This window comes from Azospirillum sp. A1-3 (assembly GCF_023806445.1).
Lineage (GTDB): Bacteria > Pseudomonadota > Alphaproteobacteria > Azospirillales > Azospirillaceae > Azospirillum.
This window is the reverse complement of record NZ_JAMSLU010000002.1, coordinates 1-15,685: the sequence shown is the minus strand read 5'-3', so window position 1 is coordinate 15,685 and position 15,685 is coordinate 1. Positions and strand designations below refer to the sequence as shown.

The window sequence follows — 15,685 nt, the reverse complement described above, 5'->3', positions numbered from 1 at the left end:
TTCCTCCGCTGAAGGGACAGGCCCCGGATCAAATCCTGCTGACTCTAACCCGACTATGGCGGTCGGAAAAAGCCGGAACCTCAGCGTCCCTCCGTCGGTTCCCCGTCCGCCGTCTCAACGCCTGTCGCGTCGACGATCATTTGCGGCTTGGAGATTGCGACCCCGGTCAGGCTTTCGGCCGGCAGCGGGAGGAAAGCCGCAAGTCCGGACTTCTGCCCCCGTTCCCGTATGACGCGACGGACGAGGACGAAGCCGGTCAGTCCGGCGCAGCCGGCAGCGGCATAGACGAACAGGCCCGACGGGCCGAAGCTGTCCATCAGCAGGGCGCCGGGGACGGGGCCGATCATCGCTCCGGCGGCCCAGACCACCAGCAGGCCGCTGACCGTGGGAATGATGCGACCGGCTGGGACCACGTCGCAGGCATGGGCGACGCACAGGGCGTAGATGCACAGGACCTGACTGCCCCACAGTGCGAAGCCCGTCCATACCAGCCACTCGGGGCTTCCGGCCGGCAACAGCGCCATGCCGGCGGACAGAATGGCGCCGTTCGCCGCCACGGCCGCGATGACGATGCGCCGGTCGCGCCGGTCCGACAGCGCGCCGAGCGGCCATTGGGCGAGCAGGCTGCCGCCCTGGAGCGCAACGAGCAGTGTGGCGGCGGCCGACGCGGACATGCCGATGCGCAGCCCGTACAGTGGAGCGAACGCGGTCATCGTGCCGGTTACCACGCCGACCGCGAAGCAGCCGACCAGGGCGGACGGCGCCAGCCTGAACAGCCCGCGCAGGTCGAGCGTCACGGCCGTCGGCAGGGCAGTGCGGGCAGGGCGGGCGGCGGCAACCGGTAGCACCGAGAGCAGGATCAGGAGGATCAGCAGGCGGAAGGGCTGGTCGCCGCCGGGGTCGAGCAGAAGGGGACCGGCCATCAGCGCCAGCTTGGTGGTGACCATGTAGATCGCCAGGATGCGCCCGCGCTGGCCATTCTGCGCTCCGGTGCCGATCCATCCTTCGACCACCGTGAACAGGCCTGCGAACCCGACGCCGGTCATCGCGCGCAACAGGAACCAACCGATGCCGCCACCGGCCAGCGGCAAGGCCAGGACCAGGATCGCCATGAGCGCGGCCAGTCCGGCATAGGCACGGACGAAGCCGAGACGGCGAACCACCCTGGGGGCGGCAAGGCAGCCGGCGGCGAAGCCGATGCCGTAACCGGACGCGACCATGCCGATATCGGCCGCCGACAGGCCCTGTGCCTGCATGCGCAACGGCAGCAGGGCCTGGAGCAGTCCGTTTCCGGCCTGAAGCAGAATGGCAGCGGCCATGACCGGCAGCAACGGCGGCATCAATCTCCGCGTCTCCGTCCGGCTCAGGTCCGGGCGGGGGTGAGGGCGCCGACCTTTTCGGCCTCCATCTCCTCCATGTCGAGAAAGCGGTCGCCGATGCGCGGGTGGGCGCGGCTGCCGTCCGACGCGCCGATGGCAACCAGCAACTCGTCGGGACCGGGTGCGTCGGGAACCTGGAAGTTCGCGGTCAGGAAATGGGCCCGCTTGCCGGTCTCGGTCTTGTGGATCATCGGCAGGGCGAGCAGCGCGCCCGGGGCGTTGCGGGTGTTGGTGAAGCTGAGGAAGGTGGTTCCCTGCGCCGCTTCGCGGAACATGTTGCCGAAGCGCAGGGTATGGATCAGGGCCGAGGCATGCTCGACCTCGCCGTTGACGCCGACCGAAGCGGCCTTGCCGTAGGCTTCGATACGTTCTGCCGGCATCAGGGCGACAAGCCGTCGCGTCATCTCCGCCCCCAGCACCGGCGCCACGCGCAGGATTTCCGGCCGCAGATTTTCGACGAAGCCCCGGCCGGCCCAGGGATTGCGCAGCACGGCGGCAACCACGACCGACGTGATCGGCCGTTCGGCCGGCTTGCCGCCTTCGACGATGGTCTCCTCGATGAAGGTGGAGATCTTTCGCAGTCCAATGTCCATGATGGTCCGTTCGATTTTCTTGAATTTCGATCCCGTCGCCGGCCGAACCGGGTGAGTGCGGCCGGCGACCTGACGCTGTTTAATTGGGCGCTGCCTGGTCCGCGCGACGGTTCAGCTTGCCGCCTTGGCGCTGGCAACCCATTGCTCGAACGTGGGTTTGTTGGCGGAGAGCCATTCCTGGGCGAGTGCGCGGATGTGGCTCTCGCTGGCGCCCTTCTCGCTGATGCTGCGTTCCCAGCCGGCCCAGGTCTGCAGCGGAAAGCCGATGGATTCGACCAGAGCCTTCACCGCGGGGTTGGCGGCGATGAAGTCGCGGTTGGCAACGGTGTTCCAGTTCCACGACGCCATGGCCATCCGGCAGGGATCAGCGTCGCCGGCGCAGCCCGATACGCCTTTGACGAGGGCGGTTCCCTTGTTGGGCACCGACGGCGGCAGGGCGTCGAACGGAGTGGGCAGCCAGACCACGTCCTTGCCCGGGATCAGCGTGTTGGTGACGCAGGACGGACTCCAGGCATAGAAGAAGGCCGGTTCGCCGCGGCGGACGCGGGCGACGGCCTCCACCATCAGCGGCTCGTACTTGCCGCGGACCGAGTTGACCGTGTCCTTCAGGCCGAACTTGTCGAGCTGGTAATCGACCACGTCGCCGCAGCTCCAGCCGGGATCGCAATTGACCAGATCGGCCTTGCCGCCCTTGCCGAACAGCGCGGCGATCTTCGGATCCTTCATCTGCTCCAGCGAGGTGATGTGATGGGCGTCCGCCGTCTTCTTGTCGATCAGATAGCCGTTGACGCCGCCTTCCTTGATCAGTCCGCCGCCGACGATCATCGCCTGCTGCTCCACCTTGCGGAAGGCGGGTTCGCGCTGGGGGAAGTTGATGTCGGTGGCGATGTCCAGGTCGCCCTGTGCGGCCGCCTGGAAGAACAGGGTCGTGCTGAGTGTGCTGAGCTTGACCGAATACCCCAATTCCTTGAAGGCGGCGGAGACGATCTGGGCGGTGACGTAGTTGGCGCCCAGACTGTCGGATTGGGCGTAGCGGATGGTCTTTCCCTTGCCGGGCAGGTCGGCGGCAAGTGAGGGTTGGGCGCCGGCCAGGGCGAGGAACGCGGCGACGGACAGGGATTTGACGGCCGATCTGGCGGTGAAGAAGCGCATGGCGGTCTCCTCGAGCGGGGCGGGACGGGATTGGATGAGGCCGGGACTGGAAGTACGGCGCGGGCTGGGATCACTGGTCCGGACTGGAGATGACGGGATTGGAGACGGCCGATCGGGCGACCCCTTTGTCCTCCACCGGTCTGCCGGAGCGGACCAGCGCCCGCAGGCTGCGAAGCAGCGGGCGTCCGCCTGGGCCGCCGGGCTGGGCCAGCTTCTGGGTGATGCGGTCGAGCACCATGGCGAGCAGGACGATGGCGATGCCCCCCACCGCGGCGCGGCCGACGTCGAGCCGACCGAGGCCCTGGAGCACCACCAGCCCCAGCCCCTCCGCCCCGATCATGGCGACGACCACCGACATCACCATCGCGGTCAGCACCGTCTGGTTCAGGCCGCCGAGGATGGTCGGCACGGCGAGGGGAAGCTGGACCTCCCACAGCAGCTGCCGCTTGGTGGCGCCGAAGGCGAGGCCCGCCTCGACCATCTCGGTCTCGACCATGCGGATGCCGAGATTGGTGAAGCGGATCAGCGGCGGTGCCGCCGCCGTCACCACCGCCACCTCGCCCGGTACCGTGCCGACGCCGAACAGCATCACCACCGGAACCAGATACACGAAGGTCGGGGTGGTCTGCATGATGTCGAGGATCGGACGGACCACGCCCCACAAACGGTCGCTGCGGGCGCAGCCGATGCCGATCGGGATGCCGACGGCCGCGCAGATGACGATGGCGGTGGTGATCAGCGACAGGGTCGTCATCGCTTCCGACCACACCCCCAGGGCGGCGATGGCGATCAGGGCGACGCCGGTGAAGCAGGCGACGCCCAGGCTTGCGAGGCGCCAGGCCAGCAGCACCGCCACCGCCACGACGGCGAGGAAGGGGATTTCCTGAAGCAGGAAGATGTTGAGGGTCAGGACATATTCGACCGGCCATTTGATGGCGAGGAAGAGCGGGCGCAGGTTCAGCGCGATCCAGGCGACGCCGTCCTGAATCCAGGCGTCGACGGGGAAGACGTTCAGGTCGTTGGCGTCAAGCATGCAGACCTCCCACGGGGTGAGGAGGGGCCGACGCGATGCCGGCCAGGATGCGGTCGCCGGCGAGCGTTCCGGTCAACCGGCCCTCCTCGTCGACGACCGCCATCGGTCGTCCGGCCCGGTGAGCGCGGGCGGCATCGAGGAGGCTGTCGCATTCGCGCACGGTGACGAAATCCTTGCGGAGGGTTCCGAAGTTTGCGTCCCCATAGGGCTTGCCCTCGCGCAGGCCCCGCAGCGTCTCGGCGTCCAGCACGCCGACGACGTGCCCGCCGTCGTCCAGCACCAGCCCGCCGCCATCGCCGGTCTCGGCGAGGCACAGTCCGGCGGTCAGCGGCACGGGCTGCACCGGGCTCATCGCCGAGCGGGCATCGAACAGGCGCGAGCGGTCGACCTCGCGGGTGAAGGCAGCAACATAGTCGCTGCCGGGCTCCAGCACGATCGACTGGGGCGTGCCTTCGCGGACCAGTTCGCCATCGGCCATGATGGCGATCCGGGTGCCGAGCTTCAGCGCTTCCTGGAAGTCATGGGTGATGAACAGGATGGTCTTCTTCAGCGTGCGCTGGAGGCGCAGCAATTCGTCCTGCATCTCCGTCCGGATCAGCGGATCAAGCGCGCTGAACGCCTCGTCCATGATGAGCACGTCGGCGTCGGTGGCAAGCGCGCGGGCCAAGCCGACCCGCTGGCGCATTCCGCCGCTCAACTCGTGGGGATAATGGTTTCCCCAGCGCGCCAGTCCGACGATCGACAGAACCTCTTCCGCCCGGCGCCGCCGGACCTGGGGGGACACCCCCTGGAGCTTCAGGCCGAATTCCGCGTTCTCGGCGACGGTGCGATTGGGCAGCAGGGCGAAGTGTTGGAACACCATCGAGATCCGCGTGCGGCGAATGTCGCGGAGTTCCGCCTCTCCGGCGGCGACGATGTCCTGGCCGTCCAGCAGGATGCGGCCGGCGCTCGGTTCGTTCAGCCGGTTGATGCAGCGCGCCAGGGTGGACTTGCCCGACCCGGACAGCCCCATAACCATATAGATGGCGCCGCTCTGCACCGACAGTGAAACGTCGTTCAACCCTACGACAATTCCGGTCTTTGCCAGCACTTCGGACTTCTTCGCACCGGCCGCGAGCATTTTCAGAGCCGGCTCGGGAGATTTGGAGAAAACTTTACAAAGATTCTCTACCCTCAGTCGTTCGGTCACAACCGTCTCCCATCGTTGTGGTCGGTGGGCTTTCCCTGTCTTCAAAGTTTTTTACTTATGCCCATTTAGAAAAACTGAACCTCTTCCTGTCTTCCCGTCAAACGGAGGAAACGCAGCCCAATCATTCCTGCGAACCGGAGCATGCGGGCGCAGCCTCTCCGTCATCTCAGGGGCGAAAAAGCAGTCGGCAGCAGGATGCGGTTTTCCGCCGTTTCGATCAGTGCCGTTAGCTTCGGGATGAAGACCTGCCAGCGCGGATCCTCGGAGAGCCGTTGGCGGCGGGCGGTGCGGTCCTCGAAATCCGCGTATCCCCACATATGGACCACATGGTTGAGTGGGCCGATCTCGCTGACGAAGTAACCGATCAGGTTGCCGAGGATCGGTTGCTGAATCTCCAGCCCTTCATTCTGCACGAGCGCCAGATAGTCGCGCAGCTTGCCCGAGCGGATGCGGTACATCCGTTCCTCGACGATCATGGCGTGCCTCCCGTGCGGTCCTCGGCGATCTCCTGCCGGATTTTGCGGGCGATGCGGAAGCACTCGACGCCGGCGGGAATGCCGCAATAGACCGCGATCTGGATCAGCGCCGCCTGCAGTTCGGCGTCGGAAAGGCCGTTGCGGATGGCGCCGCGCAAATGAATCTCGAACTCGTGCATGCGGCCCAGCGCCGCGATCATGCCGAGGTTGAGCAGGCTGCGCTGGCGGCGGTCGAGCGCGTCGTCCGCCCAGCATTGCCCCCAGCAATATTCGTTGACCATCTGCTGAAAGGGGCGGGAGAAGTCGTCGGCCGCAGCCATCGCGCGGTCGACATAGGCGTCGCCGAGCACGTCGCGTCGGACGCGTTCACCCGCCCGTTGCAGGGGCTCATCCATGGCTTGCGATCTCCCTGGAATGGTTGGCGGAATGGTCGGCGGGCTTCAGGAAGCGTCTCATCAGCCCCGCCACCGCGTCCGGCGCCTCGATCAGGATCGAATGACGCAAGCCGGGCAGGATGTGCAGTTCGGAACCGGGAATGCTGTCGTGCATGGTGCGGGCCATGCGCGGGTTGGAGCCGATATCCTCTTCGCCCGTCGCGATCAGGGTTGGACAGCGGATCTGGTCGAGGAAGCCGCCGAAGTCGGTTTCCGCCAGGACGCGGTAGGCGGCAGCGTAGCAATCGGGGTCGTTCTCGGCGTTGCGCCGACGCAGCACCCGGATCAGGTCCGGATTGCGTTCCTGGAACCCCTCCGTCAGCCAGCGCGACAGGGAGGCATCATAGTGCGAACCCGGCCGGCCGGCCTGCAAGGCGGCCAGGCGGTCCAGCACCCGCCGCCGTTCCTCCGGGTTGCGGCCGGCGACGGTGGACAGCAGCACGAGACGCTTGACGCGCTCGGGGTGGTTCAAGGTCAGACGCTGCGCGATCAGCCCGCCGAGCGAGAATCCCGCCAGGTTGAAGCGGTCGAACCCGACATGGTCGGCCAGAGCCAGCGTCTCGCCGACGAAATCGTCGATCTCGTAGCGGCCCTTGATCCGGGTGGAACCGCCATGGCCGCGCAGGTCGAAGGTCAGGATGGTGAAGTGGTCGGCGAGCCGTTCGACCACACCGCTCCAGGCCTCCAGGTAGGAGCCGACGCCGTGGACGCAGACCAGCGGCTCCGGACCCCGGCCGTCAAGCCGGTAGTTCAGCGTCACCGGCCCGACTGTGAAGTGACGGGATGCCGCCATGGTCAACGTCCCGCCGCAGCCATGCGCGGCGCCGCCGCGGCAATGCGGCGATCCTCCTCGCGCTGCCGGTCCCGTTCGCGGGCGGCGAAGACGGGCAGCACCTCGCGGGTGAACAGGTCGAGCGTCTTGCGCTGCAACTCGAACGGCAGGTTGAAGGACAGGCCGAGCGAGAACTGGTCCACGCCCGCCGCCTCGTAATCCAGAAGCTTTTCGATCACCTCGTCCGGCGTGCCGAACATGAGGTTCTTCAGGACATTCTCCGGCTTGTAATTGTCGCGGCCGGCGACGCTTTCGTAGGAAACGGCGGTCGGGAATCCGTTGGTCACCGTGCCGATGTTCTGGAACAGGTTCTCGAAACTGCGGCCATAGTCGATGCTGTGCCGCACTGCCAGTTCGGCCTCCTCCGGCCGCTCGTAGCAGCAGGTGCGGCGCTGCATCATGAAGCGCGGGCGCGGCACCTCAGGATGGTCGGCCACCGCCTTGCGGAACTTTTCGCCCAGCACGGCGATCTCGGCGGCCGGGGCGGCCAGCGGCGTCGACAGGATGCTGGCACCGATGCCGACCGCCCAGTCGAAGGTGCCGGGATCGCGGGCGGCCACCCAGATGCGCGGGTGTGGCGTCTGCAACGGCTTGGGTACCGAGGTCGCCAGCGGGAATTTCCAGTAATGGCCGTCATGGGCGTAGTCGCCGGCCCACAGCTTCTGCACCGCCGGCACCAGCTCCTTCATGTAGGCGACACCCTCCTGCTGGGGCATGCCGCCGGCCATGCGGTCGAACTCGTACTGGTAGGCGCCGCGGGCGATGCCGAACTCCAGCCGGCCGCCGGTCAGATGGTCGCACAGCGCCGCCTCCCCGGCCAGCCGGATCGGACTCCAATAGGGAGCGACGACCGTGGCGGTGCCGAGGCGGATGCGCTCGGTATGCTGGGCGAGCCAGGTCAGGATGGTGAAGGGGTTGGGGGAGATCGTGCACTCGATCGTGTGATGTTCGGCGGTCCACAGGGTCTCGAAACCGCCCTGGTCGGCCATTCTCACCAGCTCCAGCATGGTGCTGGTCACGTCGCTCATCGGCGTGTCCGGTGAAAAGCGCTCCATGGCGAGCGCGACGGCGAACTTCATGTCCTGATCCTTTATTCGGGGGAGAAGAAGCCCGGTCGGGGCGGATCAGCGCAGCCGGATGACGAAGGGGTCCTGCATGGCGCCGGAGTAATCGATGACGACGTTCTTCGAGCGCGAGAACTCGCGCATCACGTCGAAGCCGCCACGCCGGCCGTAGCCGCTCTGCTTGAAGCCGCCGTTCGACGACATGTAGGCGGCGGCGCGGTAGGTGTTGATCCAGACCGTGCCGGCGTCGATCCGGGTGGCGAAGCGCATGGCGCGGTCGATGTCGCTGGTCCAGATGCCGGACGCGAGGCCATAGCGGGTGTCGTTCGCCATGGCGATCATCTCGTCTTCCGAGGCGAAGGGCACCACGCCGACGACCGGTCCGAAGATCTCGTCGCGCATGAAGCCCATGTCGTTGCGCGCGTCGGCCAGCACCGTCGGCTCGTAGTACCAGCCCTTTTCCAGGCCGGCCGCCTGGGGCCGCCGGCCGCCGGCCGCCAGCCGGGCACCGTCGCGCAACCCCGAGGCGACATAGCCCTCGACCTTGGCGAGCTGGGCCGACAGGGCGAGCGGACCGATGTCGGTGTTCTCCTCCATCGGATGGTTGACGGTGATGCGTCCGGTGCGGGCGACCAGGGCTTCGACGAAGCGGTCGTAGATGGAGGCCTCGACGAAGCAGCGCGACCCGGCGACGCAGGTCTGCCCGGCGGCGGCGAAGACGCCGGCGACCACACCGTTTACTGCCCGCTCGATGTCCACGTCACCGAACACCACATGGGGCGACTTGCCGCCCAACTCCATTTGGCACGGCACGAGGTTGGCGGCGGCATTGGCGGCGATGCGGCTGCCCGTCTGGGTGCTGCCGGTGAAGACGATCTTGGCGATGGCGGGATGGCGGGTCAGCGCCTCTCCGGCGGTTCCGCCGCCGCCGGTCACCACATTCACCACGCCGTCCGGAAAGCCGGCTTCCGTGACCAGCTCGGCAAGCGCCAGGGTAGAGACGGTGGCGTGTTCCGACGGTTTGATCACCACCGTGTTGCCGATGGCCAGACAGGGCGCCAGCGTGCCGGTCAGCAGCATCAGCGGCGAGTTCCACGGCGTGATCATGCCGACGACACCCAGCGGCTCACGCAGGTTGAAGTTCAGCATGTCGAGCTTGTTTACCGGGATGGTGTCGCCCTGCAGCTTGTCGGCCATCCCGGCGAAGTAGAGGTAGCTGTCGGGGATGGCGCGCATCTGGGCGCGCATCTCCTTGATCAGCTTGCCGTTGTCTCGGGTTTCCATCAGCGCCAGTTCTTCGGCGTTGGCGAGGATCAGCTCGGCCAGACGGCGCACGAGCTTGCCGCGGTCGCTCTGGGTCATGCGCCGCCAGGCCGGATCGACGAATGCGGCCCGTGCAGCGGCGACGGCGTCGTCGACATCCTCCGCGCCGGCGTCGGCCAGCTCGTACCAGGGCTCGGCGGTGGTGGGATCGTAGCTCGGGATGTAGCGGCCGCTTTTCGGTTCCACGAACCGTCCGCCGATATAGAGGGCGCGGCGGGTGCCTTCGAGCGATCTGCAGGTGGTGTGCATCGCGATCTCATATTTTTGTGAAGGAGCGGCGGGGGTCAGCCGTTTTCGGCGAAAGCGCCGGGCCAGGAAGAGGTGCTGCCGTCGACCATCGCCAGCCGCCCGCCATCGCTTGAGTCGATGTAGATGCCGAAGCGGTCCGCTTGCCGTTCCCGGACATAGCGGCGCAGCATCGCCCGGGTCTCGCGCATCGGCATGGCCTCGAAGGGCAGGGCGTCGAGCGCGAAGAAGCGAAAGCCCGGCGGCAGGGTCGTGGTTGCCGCGTCGGTGGAGAGGCGGGCGCGATAGACCAGACAGCCGGCGTCCTGTCCGGTGATGTCGAAGACCGAATAGAGGAAGCTGTCATCCGGCCGCAGCGGCAGCGTACCCCCGTCAGCCAGAAGCAGTGACCGTTCGGCTTTGCGGCTGCGACCACCCGGCAGGCGCCAACCGCCCGCTCCGTCGGACTGCAGCAGGATGCCGTCGTCCGCCTCGACGAGGTAGCCGACCTGAATGCCGTGCGGTGCCTCTGCACCGGCGTCCAGAGGGTCGCGCACCGTCGTGTACTTGCCTCGGCAGAAGCCGAGCGGAGCTGTCCGGCTTGCCGTTTCGCTTGGACCGAAGTCCTGTACACGACCGATGAGAATGAGATGGTCACCGGCGAAGACACGGTCATGCACCGTGCAATCGAACCAGGCGAGGCAATCGGTCAGGACCGGCGCGCCGGTGTGTTTCGGGCCAAACCCGGTTGAGCGGAATTTCTCAGGTGAACGGGAGGCGAAAAGGCTGGAGACATCGGCCTGTCCCTCGTGCAGCAGGTTCACGGCAAAGGATGGCGCGCTGCAGAAGATCGGAAAACTGTACGACCGGTTGCCGATACAGACCAGGACAAGCGGAGGATCGAGTGAAACGGACGTGAAGGAATTCGCCGTGATCCCACGCGGATTTCCCTCTTCGTCAAGCACGGTGACGACCGTGACCCCGGTCGGGAACATGCCGAATGCGTTTCGAAGGTCCCTTTGATTTATGGGCGTTGGTTCATTCGAAGAGACTGTCACGTCAACCTCCCTTCCATGACAAGGACGAGGCTACGCCAGGCGGACGCGGCCATCTTCCTCCGGGGCAGCGGAAGCTGCGACATTTTGTCCCATCGATTCCGAGGAACGCCTCCTGTCCCGGCAGCTACGACGCGGATGCATCGGTTACCGCCGCCCTGGTGGGCGTCGGGTTGATTGTGACGATATGGCCGGGCACAAGTGCCTTCTTATGCGATGTCGCATAATCGACGCCTTATTTCCATAAGGCTCCTTATGCGTTAAGTGAAAAGTTTCCCAAAATAGGATCGTAGCGAAATAAACTGTCTGCTAATTTCGTTTCCTTTCCGTTGCCTGTTTGTCCATGCATGTCAAATGCGATAGGTTTCCCCACATATTGTGTAAATAGGTTTCTGCATTTTCATCCTCTGGCGCATCTGTCCCGATGACGGATGAGCGTGTCGCCAAAAGCACAAGGCCGCCCAAGTGAGGCGGCCTTTGTCGTTGACGGGATAACCGTCCTGCGGCGTGATGAGGTATGAGCACGAAGGAATTTAGGTGCCTTGGCGACTGGTGCCGGCACAACGACACTGTCGCCGTCCGGTGCCGAGCCTGCGGCCGCATGGTGGAGCTTGACCCGCACCCGCTGCTGATGCGCTGGGGGTATGGCCGGCATCCGGCCAACTTGCCATGGCGGTGTAGCGCGTGCGGCGCCGGGCGGGATAGGATCGCTGTGGGGATTGATGCGAGGATACCGTGGCGGTAGTTAGCTGCCCTGCCCTACCGTAGCGCTACGCTCGCCAGATACAGCAGCAGCATCGTCCAGCAGCCGGATGCGTAGCCCTAGAGGAACTTGAGGCGCGGGCTCATGGCGTGCCCTTCCCTTCCGCCTCAGAGCGCAGGACAGATGCCGCCAGCCGGACAGGATCGTCAGGGCGCACCCACATGTTTCGGTTGGCGTTCCAGTTGTTTGGGTCGGATAACTGCCGCACCACCTCCATGATGGCTTTCCTGTCGGCCTCTGCTGTGGAGATGGCGGCCTGCAATTCCTTGATCTGCTGCGCTGCGCCGACAAGAGCCGGTCCCCACACATAGGGGTGGATCAAGCCGTCGTTGGCGCTTTCGCCCATGGTCTCCAGGGCTTCGGGGCTGAGTTTCATTGGGCTGGTCTCCTAGAATAAGGGCATCAGGTCGCACGTAGCGCCGTCAATCCGGCACTGCTTGGCTTTCGCCAGTAGCTCGTCAGCCTTGGCGGTGTCGCCGGCCCATTCAGCGGCGTCGGCAGCGCGCTTGAGGCTGGCGGCTTCTTCGCGGTAGCTGCCGAACAAGTGCGAATTGTCGGCCGGTGGGCGGTAGCGTGGTACGTGGCCGCGGGGAAGGCCGGTGATGGGCTTGGGCATGGTGGTCAGTCCTGGTAGTATCCGCGAAGGGCTTGGGCCAGCCTGATTTCCTTCTCCAGCGATTTCCGAAGATCGGGGGTGGCGTCCCTCGGGATAGGGCCGCTGAACACGCCCATGTTGGAACTGACTGTGCATTCGTCTCTCCCGCGCAGTATCTTCGCGCGCTTGATGTGTGCTCTGCGGCTCATTGTCAGGCTCCGTTGTCTTTCCGCTGGGGGATCGGGGGTGGGGGAGGAGAGGCTAGGCGGCGGTCATTTCGTCGGCGAACAGTTCCGTCCAGACAGGCACGCCGCCTTTCGGGGGAAACTTGACCGTGTACCGCAGGCCAAGCCGGCCGCACGGCTGCACGTTCGTTACCGTTCCAGCCACGCCACGCTGAGCGTACACGCCAACGTCGCCACCGAAGCGGTATGCGGCGTCTTTCGAAATCGTGACCTTGCTGCCGACGGTGAAGGTCATGCCGCAGCCCTTTCATTCATGCCGCGCTCGTAGCCGCGAAGGTACGCAGCCCGCAGCGGCGGGAAGCGCCAGCGAGACGAGCAGTCGCCGTTGTCCATCATGGCGTCGATCCAGCCGTCGCACTCCGCTTTCGCGGCTTGATCGCTGTGGCGAACCTGCGCTGTGGCTTGGGCGATGCTCATGCTGGCCTCCGTCGTTTTGTGTTGCCAAGTGTATTCGCTTCGCATACCATGGGCAAGAGAAAAAGGAGGTGGTATTGTGCGACAAACGGTAATCGGAGCGCATACCTTGGCTAAGAACAAGCCCACCACCTTCCGCCTGTCCGCCGATGTCCAGGCGGCGCTTGAGCGCTTCGCCGAAGACGAGCGCCGCTCAGTGTCGAGCGCGGCGGAGGTGTTGATGGAGGAAGGGCTTAAGCGCCGACGCTACCTGACGCCCACGGGCAAGCTCGGGAAGCTGGCGCAGGATCGGAGCGAATGAAATGAATAAGAGCGTGTACGTGATTGGGGCTTCATCCGGACCTGTGAAAATCGGCGTCGCCTCTGACGTAAAGCGCAGGTGCGTTGCCTTGCAGACCGGAAATCCGGAAGAACTCGTTGTTCACTTCGCGAAGGAAATACCAGACGGGAAGGCTCGCGCAATTGAGGCCGCCGCCCACTCTCTTCTGAGGGAGCGGAGAAAGTGCGGAGAATGGTTCGACATCAGCGTTCGTCAGGCCAGGGAGGCAATCAAGCAGGCGCTTGATACGCTTGATGAGGAACGCGAGAGAACGGATGAGGACAAGGAGGATGATAGGCGCGAGTTTATCGCCTTCCTCGAAAGGCACCAACTGACACAGGTCGAGTTCGCCGCTTGGCTGGGCACCGAAAAGGGCACGGTCTGGCGCTGGACCCTGCCACCGGACGACAAGAACAGCCGCGCCGTGCCGCTGGGCATCCGGGCGTTCTGCATCGCCTACGACCTGATGTCGCCACGGCTGCGTGACCAGCTCGTAAAGCGCCTCAAGTCAGGCGGTGCAGGCGTCCGCCGCGAGACAAAGGGGGATGAGTGATGCAGAGCGGCGACTACATCGACGTTGAGCAAGGCCAGTACGGCCATATCGACGCCTGCCCATTCTGCGGCCATGAGCACAAATACCCGCAGCTTTTCTATAACGGGTATGGGCCGCCTCCGTCCTACGCCGTGACGTGCGGGGCTTGTGGAGCGCAGGGACCGACCAGCCGAGGCCGCGAGCGTGATGACCACTTCGGGGCGCGTGAGGATGCGGTGCGCCTGTGGAACCAAGCGTCGGCTCGCCTGTCCGCCACCCCTTCCCAGGAGCCCAACCCATGAAGCTGACCAGCAATCAGTTAGCGACGCTCAATCGGTTGGCCTGCCTGACGCAGCCATGGAACCCGTCCGGCCGATCCAGCCAGCTTATCCTTGCCGCCCTTGGCCGAATGGGACTGGCGCAGCGCCGGGACGGCTATCCGGTTGGATGGGAGATCAACACGGCGGGCCGTACCGCTCTGTCCGCCAAGGAGGCCGAGAATGGCTAACCTCACCGACGCCGAAAAGGAGCAGGTAGCCGCCTTGGTCCACAGCCTCATCGGCTACCAGATGACCCTCGACAAAGAGGAAGAGATCGCCGCCATCACCGGATGCGATGCCGAGGACGCTGCCCTGGATCACAACATTGAGCGGTGCCAGGAATGCGGTATCTGGACTCAGTCGTGCAACATCAATGCGAACTTGGCAGCGGACGGGGAAGTCATCTGCGTGGACTGCATCCCGGAGGGCGAAGAGGATGGCGAAGATGATTGAGGCAGCGCGTCTGCCCTCCGCCACCGACACCGATACACAGGGGGGAAGCCATGTCTGAGACCATGACCAAGCGCATGGGCCGCACGCTGCATGAGATGGGCAACGCGCGGTCACAGGCGAGCGGTGAGTGGGTCGCACGGCATCTGCTGCAGGCGATGCGAGCCGCCACGGGACCGATGGTGCAGGCCGGGAACGGAGAGGTGTGGGCGGCAATGATCGATGCAGCGCTGAAAGAGGTAAAGACGCCATGACCGCCGCCGAATACTGGAAGCGCTGCGCCCTCTGGCTGGCAAGCGTCCACGGGGCCAATGCTGAGCATGCCGCATCCGTGAAGTCTGTGGGAAAGGGAGAGAAGCGGCGCCAGCGGGATATTGCCACCAAGGCAGCGGACATGATCCGTGGACACTGGCCGCCAGACACCCGCCCCTGCCCCACCGATGAGGGGGTGATTGACCGATTGGAACGGGCAAAGGCCGCACTGCAACCGGAAGGGACGCCATGAGCAAGGAAGACGACGCCATCATCCAGGCCGTGCAGGGCGCGCTCTTTGCCGCTAACCCCGACAACGAAGTTGGATGGGACGAGTGCGGGGAACTCGCCAAGGCAGCCATTGCGGCCTATCTGGGATCGCTGGAGGCGGCGGGATGGGCGGTGGTGCGGAAGGACGCGACGATCAAGCAGGTCTACGCGGCCATCAAGTCGCCAGACCAGTACGATCCGGCCATAGCGACCTATCGGACCATGGTCGCAGCATCTCCTAAGCCGCCAGGACTGGGGGATTGAATGCGCAAGCCGATTGATGCGTTGTTCGACACGGCGTCCTTTGCCTGCACCAAGTGCGGGGCGAAAGCCTGGACGTGCTCGTGCTGGGTGAAGTGCTCGTGCGGCTGGTCATTCGAGAATGGCGGGCAATGCCGCAACCCGGTCCACGGCAACCTCATCGCCCTGGAGTGCCCGACATGCGGCAGGAAGGGAGAGGCGCCACGGGAGAGCCACGATCTGCCAGGAACGGCGCGCGTTGTCACTCCCTGCCCCGACTGCGACAAGCCGGGCGACCGGCCGGAAGTCCTCTACTTCGACAAGGACGGCCGACAGATTTTCGATGACGTGGCGTTCTGAGTGATGCGGTAGGCCTGCGCTACCTGACGGACTTGGGGAGCTCTGAGCGACAGGACGCCGGGCGAGGCACTACCCGCCCGGCAGCAACGATCAACCATCCGCCATAATGGCAGCGTATTCCTTGTCCAACTCGTTCATCCGATGGCCGCCGCGCCAGTCGGTCTGGTCCC

General features: G+C 65.4%; 23 protein-coding genes. 8 read left to right on the top strand and 15 right to left on the bottom strand.

The window, feature by feature from the left end; genetic code table 11:
* Positions 1 to 80: 80 nt before the first annotated feature.
* The 15 genes from M5E06_RS13375 to M5E06_RS13305 form a co-directional block, all read right to left on the bottom strand.
* A complete protein-coding gene (locus M5E06_RS13375; protein ID WP_252138575.1) occupies positions 81 to 1,340 on the bottom strand; it encodes an MFS transporter in 1,260 nt (419 codons plus the stop codon).
* A gap of 23 nt (positions 1,341 to 1,363) precedes the next feature.
* Positions 1,364 to 1,972, bottom strand: coding sequence for an amino acid synthesis family protein (locus tag M5E06_RS13370; protein WP_252138574.1), 609 nt, complete (start codon positions 1,970 to 1,972; stop codon positions 1,364 to 1,366).
* A 111-nt stretch (positions 1,973 to 2,083) separates the two neighbouring features.
* Entirely contained in the window at positions 2,084 to 3,124 is a 1,041-nt protein-coding gene (gene proX, locus M5E06_RS13365; protein ID WP_252138573.1) for a glycine betaine/L-proline ABC transporter substrate-binding protein ProX, read from the bottom strand.
* A gap of 70 nt (positions 3,125 to 3,194) precedes the next feature.
* Positions 3,195 to 4,157, bottom strand: a complete 963-nt coding sequence (locus M5E06_RS13360; protein WP_252138572.1) for an ABC transporter permease — start codon at positions 4,155 to 4,157, stop codon at positions 3,195 to 3,197.
* Entirely contained in the window at positions 4,150 to 5,277 is a 1,128-nt protein-coding gene (locus M5E06_RS13355) for a quaternary amine ABC transporter ATP-binding protein (RefSeq protein ID WP_502801978.1), read from the bottom strand. The genes M5E06_RS13360 and M5E06_RS13355 overlap by 8 nt, the downstream gene beginning before the upstream one ends.
* A 230-nt stretch (positions 5,278 to 5,507) precedes the next feature.
* Entirely contained in the window at positions 5,508 to 5,822 is a 315-nt protein-coding gene (locus tag M5E06_RS13350) for an NIPSNAP family protein (protein WP_252138570.1), read from the bottom strand.
* Positions 5,819 to 6,217, bottom strand: a complete 399-nt coding sequence (locus tag M5E06_RS13345; RefSeq protein ID WP_252138569.1) for a carboxymuconolactone decarboxylase family protein — start codon at positions 6,215 to 6,217, stop codon at positions 5,819 to 5,821. The genes M5E06_RS13350 and M5E06_RS13345 overlap by 4 nt, the downstream gene beginning before the upstream one ends.
* Positions 6,210 to 7,049 carry an alpha/beta fold hydrolase gene (locus M5E06_RS13340; RefSeq protein ID WP_252138568.1) on the bottom strand — a complete coding sequence of 280 codons (840 nt, stop codon included), beginning with the start codon at positions 7,047 to 7,049 and terminating at the stop codon, positions 6,210 to 6,212. The genes M5E06_RS13345 and M5E06_RS13340 overlap by 8 nt, the downstream gene beginning before the upstream one ends.
* Before the next feature lie 2 nt (positions 7,050 to 7,051).
* On the bottom strand, positions 7,052 to 8,167 hold the full coding sequence (locus M5E06_RS13335) for an LLM class flavin-dependent oxidoreductase (RefSeq protein ID WP_252138567.1): 1,116 nt from the start codon (positions 8,165 to 8,167) through the stop codon (positions 7,052 to 7,054).
* Between the two features lie 45 nt (positions 8,168 to 8,212).
* On the bottom strand, positions 8,213 to 9,724 hold the full coding sequence (locus tag M5E06_RS13330) for an aldehyde dehydrogenase (protein ID WP_252138566.1): 1,512 nt from the start codon (positions 9,722 to 9,724) through the stop codon (positions 8,213 to 8,215).
* Between the two features lie 35 nt (positions 9,725 to 9,759).
* Entirely contained in the window at positions 9,760 to 10,695 is a 936-nt protein-coding gene (locus tag M5E06_RS13325; protein ID WP_252138565.1) for a flavin reductase family protein, read from the bottom strand.
* A 905-nt stretch (positions 10,696 to 11,600) separates the two neighbouring features.
* On the bottom strand, positions 11,601 to 11,894 hold the full coding sequence (locus tag M5E06_RS13320) for a hypothetical protein (RefSeq protein ID WP_252138564.1): 294 nt from the start codon (positions 11,892 to 11,894) through the stop codon (positions 11,601 to 11,603).
* A 12-nt stretch (positions 11,895 to 11,906) separates the two neighbouring features.
* A complete protein-coding gene (locus M5E06_RS13315) occupies positions 11,907 to 12,134 on the bottom strand; it encodes a hypothetical protein (RefSeq protein WP_252138563.1) in 228 nt (75 codons plus the stop codon).
* 240 nt (positions 12,135 to 12,374) lie between these two features.
* On the bottom strand, positions 12,375 to 12,593 hold the full coding sequence (locus M5E06_RS13310) for a hypothetical protein (RefSeq protein ID WP_252138562.1): 219 nt from the start codon (positions 12,591 to 12,593) through the stop codon (positions 12,375 to 12,377).
* Positions 12,590 to 12,775, bottom strand: coding sequence for a hypothetical protein (locus M5E06_RS13305; protein WP_252138561.1), 186 nt, complete (start codon positions 12,773 to 12,775; stop codon positions 12,590 to 12,592). The genes M5E06_RS13310 and M5E06_RS13305 overlap by 4 nt, the downstream gene beginning before the upstream one ends.
* Positions 12,776 to 12,881: 106 nt before the next feature.
* On the opposite strand from M5E06_RS13305, the gene M5E06_RS13300 reads away from it, so the two are divergent.
* The 8 genes from M5E06_RS13300 (at position 12,882) to M5E06_RS13265 (ending at position 15,515) form a co-directional block, all read left to right on the top strand.
* Positions 12,882 to 13,073, top strand: a complete 192-nt coding sequence (locus tag M5E06_RS13300) for a ribbon-helix-helix domain-containing protein (RefSeq protein ID WP_252138560.1) — start codon at positions 12,882 to 12,884, stop codon at positions 13,071 to 13,073.
* 1 nt (position 13,074) lies between these two features.
* Positions 13,075 to 13,644, top strand: coding sequence for a GIY-YIG nuclease family protein (locus M5E06_RS13295; protein ID WP_252138559.1), 570 nt, complete (start codon positions 13,075 to 13,077; stop codon positions 13,642 to 13,644).
* Positions 13,645 to 13,921: 277 nt separating this feature from the next.
* Positions 13,922 to 14,131: a hypothetical protein gene (locus M5E06_RS13290; RefSeq protein WP_252138558.1), complete on the top strand. Its 210-nt coding sequence runs from the start codon at positions 13,922 to 13,924 to the stop codon at positions 14,129 to 14,131.
* Positions 14,124 to 14,396, top strand: a complete 273-nt coding sequence (locus M5E06_RS13285) for a hypothetical protein (RefSeq protein ID WP_252138557.1) — start codon at positions 14,124 to 14,126, stop codon at positions 14,394 to 14,396. The genes M5E06_RS13290 and M5E06_RS13285 overlap by 8 nt, the downstream gene beginning before the upstream one ends.
* Before the next feature lie 50 nt (positions 14,397 to 14,446).
* The gene (locus M5E06_RS13280; RefSeq protein ID WP_252138556.1) at positions 14,447 to 14,647 is read left to right on the top strand and encodes a hypothetical protein; all 201 of its coding nucleotides are present in this window, start codon (positions 14,447 to 14,449) and stop codon (positions 14,645 to 14,647) included.
* The gene (locus tag M5E06_RS13275; RefSeq protein WP_252138555.1) at positions 14,644 to 14,898 is read left to right on the top strand and encodes a hypothetical protein; all 255 of its coding nucleotides are present in this window, start codon (positions 14,644 to 14,646) and stop codon (positions 14,896 to 14,898) included. The genes M5E06_RS13280 and M5E06_RS13275 overlap by 4 nt, the downstream gene beginning before the upstream one ends.
* Entirely contained in the window at positions 14,895 to 15,179 is a 285-nt protein-coding gene (locus tag M5E06_RS13270) for a hypothetical protein (protein WP_252138554.1), read from the top strand. Before M5E06_RS13275 ends, M5E06_RS13270 begins: the two co-directional genes overlap by 4 nt.
* The gene (locus M5E06_RS13265) at positions 15,180 to 15,515 is read left to right on the top strand and encodes a hypothetical protein (protein WP_252138553.1); all 336 of its coding nucleotides are present in this window, start codon (positions 15,180 to 15,182) and stop codon (positions 15,513 to 15,515) included. It begins immediately after the preceding gene.
* Positions 15,516 to 15,685: the final 170 nt, after the last annotated feature.